General features: G+C 64.8%; 2 protein-coding genes. One reads left to right on the top strand and one right to left on the bottom strand.

Annotated features, from left to right (window positions below):
- Positions 1-531 precede the first annotated feature (531 nt).
- Positions 532-870 (bottom strand): RNA polymerase-binding protein RbpA, encoded by a 339-nt coding sequence (locus tag JVH1_RS36745; protein WP_005255751.1) that lies wholly within the window; start codon positions 868-870, stop codon positions 532-534.
- A gap of 172 nt (positions 871-1,042) precedes the next feature.
- Between JVH1_RS36745 and JVH1_RS36750 the strand changes: the two genes are divergently transcribed.
- A complete protein-coding gene (locus JVH1_RS36750) occupies positions 1,043-1,375 on the top strand; it encodes a hypothetical protein (protein ID WP_005246337.1) in 333 nt (110 codons plus the stop codon).
- The last annotated feature ends 215 nt before the right edge of the window (positions 1,376-1,590 follow it).

Below are 1,590 nucleotides of genomic sequence, written 5' to 3' on the forward strand. Positions count from 1 at the left end.
CATCACCGCCGCCCGACAGACCGGAAGGTTTGGTTTGGGCGGTGGTGGGGGAATACCACGAAATGTGAGTGGTTGTACAGAAAACGAGCGGTTGACCACCCCGAATGTCGTGGACGCCCGACCGGTCGTGGTTTCGGGGTGCCGATTTCATACCCCAGGTGTGAGATCTACCCGAAGAGAAGACCAAACCCTTGACTCCGCGGTACCGAATAGTAGATTGAGAGCGGTCATGTGACCTACCTCTCAAACGGTACGGAAGCCCGAGAGGTCGGTCATACGTGGTTTCTTCGACTGCGTGTTCGGGGCGTGACGCTCGGTGCTTTGTGTGCTCGGAATGTAACGCGCCCGCGTTCAGCAGATCGGAGTACTTGGATGAGTCCTGTCGAGACGGTGACCAGCCCAGTGACCAACAGAAGCTCGTCCGTGTCGAACACCCCGTCCGCGCCGAAGCCGGGGTCGCAGCCTCCCCGAACGCGGCGAACGCCGCCCCGGCAGAGCCGAGACGGCGTTCGTACGGTTCGGTTGCCTATGTCAGGCTCCGCGGCGCTTCGCCTTCAGCAGGTCGAGGCGCTCCTTCAGCAGCTCCTCCAGTTCCTCCTTGGAACGGCGTTCCAGCAGCATGTCCCAGTGGGTACGCGGCGGCTTGACCTTCTTGGCTTCGGGCGCAGTCCCCTCGACCAGGGTTCCCTCGAGGCCGTTGCGGCACAGCCACGTGCCGGGAATCTCGGCATCGTCGGCGAAGGGAATGTCGAAGACCTCACCGTTGTCGCACCGGTACTTGGCCATCCGACGGGGCGCGAGGTCGTGGTCACGGTCGGTCTCGTAGCTCACCGCTCCGAGTCGACTTCCTCGAAGTACGCGATCTGCCATGGTTGTGTCCTCTCCTCGATCGTCTCCGCGCGAGTACGCCTGGACCAGAACCAAGCGTTCACACTCATCTACAACGCCACGGCCTCCCGATTGGTTCCCGCACGCCGCGCAGATGCAACCTCGACATCTTACCGGGCGGGCGTCGAGGCGCCGCGCAGTAAGGTGGTTGACCATGACCGGCGCCTCCCGCAGACCCGATTCCTGTGTGTGGTGCGGCCGCGAAGTGGCCGAGACGGGGATGGGGCGGCGCCGCCGGTACTGCCGCCAATCCTGCCGGCAGCGCGCATACGAGCAGCGCAACCAGGTCAAGGGCACGAGCATCCCCGCCGATGCGGTGGTGCTCACCTCGGAGGAAGCCTCCGCCATGGTCGACCGGGTTTTCCAGGTTCGATGTGCCGCCGAGGACGTGGCGACAGCCGTTGCCGAAGGTGCGGCGGCCCATGAGGTGGAGTCCCTGTGCGCCGACCTCGTGCAACTCGCACGTGAGGCCGAACGCTTCCGCTGAGCCTCGGACAGAGGCGGGGGAGCGTAGGACGCACTCTGCCCGACCGGTCCGACCGTCGCCCGTCGACGGCGATTCCGAAACGAACATCACGAATCGACGCACACCGGGCCCGCGCGTACAGCACGATCAGTACAGCGTGGGAGACCGGCGTCGGTGGGTCCGTCTCACGCGCAGGACTTGCGCATCCAAGGTCTTCTACCCGCTGGGGGAACGAG

Origin of the sequence: Rhodococcus sp. JVH1 (assembly GCF_000280725.2) — a bacterium.
GTDB lineage: Bacteria > Actinomycetota > Actinomycetes > Mycobacteriales > Mycobacteriaceae > Rhodococcus_F > Rhodococcus_F jostii_A.